The sequence below is a fragment of the Methylothermus subterraneus genome, assembly GCF_054656915.1.
Window position 1 is genome coordinate 1 of record NZ_BAAHXK010000021.1, and the last position, 6268, is coordinate 6268.

The window sequence follows — 6268 nt, forward strand, 5'->3', positions numbered from 1 at the left end:
CTGGCCTGTTTAAGTAGCCTGGTAGTCCTGCGGCACGCCTAGGCCGTTGTCATACATGACGCCCAGGTTGTATTGCGCGACTGCATCCCCCTGCTCGGCGAGCGGCCGCCATTCCTTGAGGGCCGTGGCGTAGTCGCCGCGGTTAGCGGCTGCAAGCCCCTCATCGAAGCCGGCCAGGGCCGGTGGTGTCGCCAGGGCCAGCACTGCGGAAAACAGGACAGCCGCGAGGGTGGAAGATGAAATGTTCATTGGCGGGTCTCCTTTACATCACGATGAAGCGCGGCTTCAGTCAAAAGCCAAAGGGCGAAATTGCCAAGCCAGACGCGCACGCCGCCCAGTTGGTTGACCAGGGTGATGAGCATGCCGAACTCGCTGCCCTGCACTCGAGCAGGCGATTGATCCAGACGAGCAGGGTTTTCATAGACCCCCCTACGCGGCGGAAACCAGCGACTTCAGTCGCGGGATAAGTCGCGCTCTCCAAGAGTTAAACGCCAGAAACTTACAATCAGACGGCTTGGCGTTCCGGCACAGCCTTTTGCCGTCCGTTAGTCGGTGCAGACTGATCCGATCTTTCATAAAACCACCTACGTAGGTGACCCCGAATCTGGGATGCTTGACCAGGCTTCCACGCTTGAAACCCAAACTTCTCGTTCCGCCGTAAGGCATTCGGATGCCACCTTTGTCCGGCTGCATCCGGTGAAGTTGTCGCCGATGAAACTGAAGCGGAGTCATGCATAAAAGGCGCGTGTTATCTGGCTTGATATGTCCACCGGTCCACCCATTCGCCAGTACCCACGAATCCACGCAATGGGCTTCAAAAACTTCCGCCTGTTTGTTGCCGATTTTCTTGAGCCCCAAGGCGTCACGAAGTTGCTTGGTATCCCAGCCGCTTTTGGTTTCCACGGGTGCGAGTTTGGAGAGTTCAGAGTAAAACCAATGCTTTCCAACCTCTAACGGAGAAAAGGATCGATCCCAGCGCCTTTGCCCCTTCGTCCTCGCCTTGACGTCTTCCACGACAAATACCGCAATTGGATAGAGCCTGAAAAGCCATCTCGCCAACCTAAGCTTCCATTGCCAGCGGGCCTTTGTGGACGGCGGGAGACTTCCACGAGCACGGTTCTTACGGTTAGCCCTGCACGGCGTTTTCCGATACCTGCGCCCACGGCGCAGTTGCGCTTTAGTCGTCACGCGGTCACTTACATAGGTCACAGCATCCGCCTGAATGTTTAGGTAAGTGTGCGCTTTGGATTTAACTGTCCAGCCTTCCTTTTTGCTGCCAGGGTCAACCCCACAGGCAACAGGTTGAATTTCGCCGTCATCGCGGTCGACAAGTTGAATGTAAAAGATTCCATGAAGGAACCGACGAACCGCGCGTCCTTTGCGCACAAGCTCCCTAGCCCGTGCCGGATGGCATGGCATCAATGGCTTCCCTGTTTTACTTACTACTGGTACGTACATTATAGAGTTACCTCGTATCTCACCTTTCGGTGGCAATTCCCCCCATCGGGACTGACCGGCGCAGGGGATGCAGACTCGGGAAACAGCATCGCGCCTTGGACTGCCGCATCCTGCCGGTTCAGTTGTCTTCAAGCTTGGCCACCCTGGTTTCCCGCTTCACTTGCTTAATTTCCCGTTGGCAAGGCGCGACTCCCTTACAAGCCTACGACTTCAGTCGGAGGTACTTGACGGCTTGCCTCAGAATTTCTCGGCCTGACTGCGGCGGCGTGCGGCTTCCTCCGCGCTCGATCGCTCGTTGAATAAGGCATAAAACCGATTGGTAAGATAGAGCACATTCATCGAGAAGGAAAGGTGTGGGGCTTCGACCAGCACCACGCTGTCGCCTTTGCGATAAGTGGCCGAGGCATCGCCGACGAACGGGATGTTCTCGCGCACCTTGGTGTATTTCTTGCGCAGGGCGGCGACAACTTCCTTGAGCTGTCCTTTGTCCAGCGTCATGATCACGCCTTCGAGCTTGTTGTCCTTGCTGAAGATGAAGCGGATGCTTTGCAGGCCCTCGATGTCGAGGCTAGCCGCATCCCCATCGAGCATGGGGCCGCCCGACCATTTGTTGATGCCTGCGTCGGTGAGACGGGTTTGCCCTGCCAGCTTGCTTTTCACGGTCGGCAAATCGACCACGCCGACTTCGAGCCCCAATGGCGCGACGTTCTCTGCCCAGGCGGGCAGGGCAGCGAACAGCGAAAACCAGACAAGATAAAGCAGGCGTTTCATATGACTCCTTTCTCATCGATGGTTGGAAGTTTTTTCAAGCGCGCGAGACGGCGGGTGGAGGCAAGCGCATAGGCTCCCATGGCTGCGAAGAAGCCAGGGAACAGCGCGCCCGCGATGCTGCCGGCGAACAGGTTGAGCAGCGCGATGATGCCGCCGCCCAGGAAGAACAGACCTCCCACCAGATAGCCGACGAAGACGCCGGTTTTGAGATGGAAGCCCCAGCTCTTTGGCAGCACCAGAATCAATGCCGAGCTTTTCCAGCTCGCCGAGCACAATGGATTTCCCTTCCGGGGTGTCGTTTTCCTGCGCCACCTGCGCAAGCAACTTATCGCGCAGCGCGGGGTCTTTGACCTCGGTCAGGATCGTGGCGATGAGATAGTTTTTGTCCATTCTTCTTAACCTCCCAAGCTATGCCATTATATTGGGGATTGTCCGATCGCTGCTCGATCCACTTAAACCTCTGTGGATGGCAAATCGCAGAACCAGTATATCCATGCCCATAACCCAGAAAAACGGCTGCGCCGCAGCAAAGCGACATCATCGACTTGTCGGAAGTCAGGCGCTTGAGGTGTTACTGATTAACTATCCGAGCTTGCGCGCGAGCTTTTCGGCCTGCAAATGCGTGTAACGCTTGAGCATTTGCAGCGTCTTGTGGCCGCTGATCTGCGCAAGCTCCAGCACCGATAGATCGCCGCGCTCGGCAAGCCTGGACAAGGCTTTGTGGCGCAGGTCGTGGAAACGCGGGTCATCGAGACCGGCCCGCTTGACGGCATGGCCCCAGGCTTGAACGACGAGACCTTGAGAGATCGGAAACACCCGGCCATCGATGCTGCGCGGCAGGCTTTGCAGGATGGCAACTGCACGGCTGGAAAGCGGCACGGCGCGGGCTTCACCATTCTTCGTTTCCGGCAAGTAGGCGATCCGGCGCTTGAGATCGATATTTTCCCATTGCAACGAGAGCAGCTCGCCTTGCCTCATGGCCGTCTCAATCGCGAGTTCGACCAGCGGACGCCTGTAGCGATTGCGGCACCGATCGAGCGATGCCAGCAACTGGGCTTCCTCGCCCTCTTTCAATCGACGGTCCCTTGGCTTGCTTGGCGGCGGCTTGCTGACGTTGGCTACAGGATTCCCCGGTAACGCGATGCCCCACTCGCGCATGGCGGTTTTGATGGGCTTTGAGAGCAGGGCAAGCTCTTTGCGCACGGTTTCCCCGCTCACACCGTCTGCAAGCCGCGCGTCACGATAGGCGGCGATCTTCGTCGCTGTCAACGCGGCAGGCGAGAGCTTGCCGAGTCGATCCTCAAGCGTGCGCAGTATCGACAGGACGTGACGCGTTTATGTCCTTCGGAAAAGTACGCTATTTTATTGATGTGGCCTTTACATAAGGACATATTTCTGTTAACCTGTTCGCTATGGCGTTGCACCCCATCCTGCAAGAGAAGCTGACCGCTGGCTTAGAGCCGGTCAGGCTCGAAGGTCTGACCCGAAGGGACGCACGGCTTCCTGCCATCAAGAACAAGGTCCATACAGTGCTCGGCATGCGGCGGGTCGGCAAAACCACCTTCTTGCGCCAAGTGCAGCAGGAACAGCAGCAAGCGCTTGCCCCAGAACGGGCGGTGTATGTGAGCTTCGATGACGATCGCCTGGCGGACCTGCCGCTTTCCCAGCTCGATGTGCTTTTGGAAGAGTACTACCGCACCTTTCCCCAGCTCCGTGGTCGCGAACTCGTGTGGTGGTTTTTCGACGAGATTCAGGTGGTTGCAGGCTGGGAGCGGTTCGTCCGACGCCTGATGGACACCGAGAAGGTCGCGGTGGTGGTCTCCGGTTCCTCGGCAAGGCTTCTCTCCCGCGAGGTCCATACTTCCTTGCGGGGCCGAGGGTTCGAGACGGTTCTGCGCCCCTTTAGCTTCCGCGAATTCCTTCGTCACCGGAACGAGGAGCCGACCAAACCCCTCGCGCGCCTGAGTGCAGCCGAGCGCTCGCTCATCGAGAAGCGCTTGCTCGAATATCTGCGGGTGGGCGGCTTCCCCGAGGCTCAGGGGCTGGACCTTAAGCTGCGCATCCAGTTGCTCCAGAGTTATGTGGACACGCTGCTTCTGCGCGATGTGGTGGAGCGCTACCAGGTGAGCCAGATCGCTGCGCTTCGCTCGATTACTCGGACTTGTCTGCGCAACCCGGCCGCGCTCCAGAGTGCGCACGCTCTCTACCGCGACCTCAAATCCCAAGGGTATGCCGTTTCCAAAGACACGGTACACGCCCTTCTCGGATACCTGGTGGATGCCTTTTTGCTGATGCTTGTGCCGCTGGCGACGGACTCTGAACGGCAGCGTAATGCCAATCCGCGCAAAATCTATCCTGCTGACCCAGGGCTGATTCATGCGTTCGATACGAGCGGTCGCGCTAATCTGGGGCGTGCCTTGGAAACAGTGGTGCTAAACGCCCTGGTCTCACGAGGGGCGGAGGTGGGCTATGTGAAAACGGATGAAGGATTCGAGGTAGATTTTCTCGCGCGCGTTCCCGGCCAGCGGGAGCTCCTCATCCAGGTATGCGCGGACCCGACCCAGCCAGAGGTTCTCGAACGCGAATTGCGTGCCCTCGACGCAGCAGTTCGTACCCATCCTCGCGCCGAGCGGATTCTGATTGTGCTGACGCGAGACCAAGCAATTCAGGTGTCAGCCGACACCATTCGGGTACGGGCAGCATACGAATGGTTTCTGGAGGAAGATCAAGATCTATGAAGGGCGGGACACGCCCGGATGGCCTGTGGATCGAACCGCACGGGCGGTCGGAAGCAGGAACCCGCCGAGGCGCTTCTTAGAAGCGCGGTAGGAATCTCCGGCCTTCAGGCCGGGGAGGATGTCAACAACCCGGCCAGCCAGTCGTGAAACACGCTGCCGGACAACACCGTCTCGGCGCAGACCAGCTCCAGGTACTCAACGACGGCGTATCCGTCCAAAAAATCGGTGGTGGAAACCAACATACCGAACCTCAAAGATCAAAGATCAAAGCTCCCGCTCCCCATCACCATGTAAGTCCCCGGCTGAGTCGGATTGAGATTCGACAAGGTGAAGAGCACTTGGGCGAACGATTGGCGGTAGCTGATGAAAAAGGTGCGGTAATTGCCCTGGCGTTCCCCGTCCGCGCACCCCCCCACGCGGACGCCTTCGATGGTTTTGTACATCCCAAGGCGCTGGCCCAGCATGATCACTTCCCGGAACCTGCCCTCATAAACGCATCCCTCGCTGTCCTGGGCGCTCAGACGCTCGCCGTTGAAAAACCCGTCCAGCAGGACGACGTTGCGGCTTTCCTCGCGCATTTCGTTGAAGCTTACGAAGCGGTGTTTGACCACTTCGATCGCGGTTCGGAAGGTGTGACAAAGATGGCCGCTTTGGCATTGATTGGGGTCGGGCGCGGGCGGTATGTCTTGATTGCCCAAAACCCGCTCATAGTGGCCTTGCTCGACCACCTCGCGCAGGCTCCCCCCCCAGCCCACGTAAACCTCAAACGGCGGCAGGGCGTCTGGATCGAAATCGGTTTCCAGCGAGAAGTCCGTCTCGGACCCCGACCGATACGGCGGAACCTCCCACGTTCCGTCCCATTCGATCCAGCCGGCGGGCGTCTTGAAATACCAACGCCCCCCAACCTGGGCGGCGACGAACACGTCCCCCGGAATCGGATCCGCCTGGGTCCGCAGAATCTGGACCGAGGCCTTCCCGTCGGGATAGCGCGAGACGTTGAACGCCTATTCGCCAGCCGAGGCAACGCCAAAAACCCAGAGCAAAGTAAAAGTAAAAATCCACGCCGATCTCATCGCTCTCCCCCTGGATGGAAAACCCACGGCCGCAAGGCCGTGGGCGAAGGTTTCAGGTCGATCCCCGCGTGTGCGAGGGAGTCTTTTAAACTTAGCACACGCCCTGTCCTTGGGCAAGGGGACGCCGCCCAAGCACCCCTTTGATCCTAATCTGGCGGCCCCACCCTTGCCGGTCGGGAGGTTTGGGCAAAGGGTAAACGCGCACGTCATCGGCGCGCGGGTCGATCG

At 58.7% G+C, this 6268-nt stretch carries 8 protein-coding genes; 1 reads left to right on the top strand and 7 read right to left on the bottom strand.

Annotated features, from left to right (window positions below; genetic code table 11):
• Positions 1 to 9: 9 nt before the first annotated feature.
• The 5 genes from ACYQ3M_RS11385 to ACYQ3M_RS11405 all read right to left on the bottom strand — a co-directional run bounded on the left by ACYQ3M_RS11385 (position 10) and on the right by ACYQ3M_RS11405 (position 3498).
• Entirely contained in the window at positions 10 to 249 is a 240-nt protein-coding gene (locus tag ACYQ3M_RS11385; RefSeq protein WP_460036204.1) for a hypothetical protein, read from the bottom strand.
• A 180-nt stretch (positions 250 to 429) separates the two neighbouring features.
• Positions 430 to 1458, bottom strand: a complete 1029-nt coding sequence (locus tag ACYQ3M_RS11390; protein WP_460036205.1) for an RRXRR domain-containing protein — start codon at positions 1456 to 1458, stop codon at positions 430 to 432.
• A gap of 237 nt (positions 1459 to 1695) precedes the next feature.
• Positions 1696 to 2229: a hypothetical protein gene (locus ACYQ3M_RS11395; protein WP_460036206.1), complete on the bottom strand. Its 534-nt coding sequence runs from the start codon at positions 2227 to 2229 to the stop codon at positions 1696 to 1698.
• Positions 2226 to 2474, bottom strand: coding sequence for a hypothetical protein (locus tag ACYQ3M_RS11400; RefSeq protein WP_460036207.1), 249 nt, complete (start codon positions 2472 to 2474; stop codon positions 2226 to 2228). Before ACYQ3M_RS11400 ends, ACYQ3M_RS11395 begins: the two co-directional genes overlap by 4 nt.
• Before the next feature lie 337 nt (positions 2475 to 2811).
• Entirely contained in the window at positions 2812 to 3498 is a 687-nt protein-coding gene (locus tag ACYQ3M_RS11405; RefSeq protein ID WP_460036208.1) for a site-specific integrase, read from the bottom strand.
• 143 nt (positions 3499 to 3641) lie between these two features.
• On the opposite strand from ACYQ3M_RS11405, the gene ACYQ3M_RS11410 reads away from it, so the two are divergent.
• Positions 3642 to 4967: an ATP-binding protein gene (locus ACYQ3M_RS11410; RefSeq protein ID WP_460036209.1), complete on the top strand. Its 1326-nt coding sequence runs from the start codon at positions 3642 to 3644 to the stop codon at positions 4965 to 4967.
• A 104-nt stretch (positions 4968 to 5071) separates the two neighbouring features.
• Here ACYQ3M_RS11410 and ACYQ3M_RS11415 read toward each other — a convergent pair whose 3' ends face one another.
• A complete protein-coding gene (locus ACYQ3M_RS11415) occupies positions 5072 to 5209 on the bottom strand; it encodes a heavy metal-binding domain-containing protein (RefSeq protein ID WP_460036210.1) in 138 nt (45 codons plus the stop codon).
• 15 nt (positions 5210 to 5224) lie between these two features.
• Positions 5225 to 5890, bottom strand: coding sequence for a hypothetical protein (locus tag ACYQ3M_RS11420; protein ID WP_460036211.1), 666 nt, complete (start codon positions 5888 to 5890; stop codon positions 5225 to 5227).
• Between the last annotated feature and the right edge of the window lie 378 nt (positions 5891 to 6268).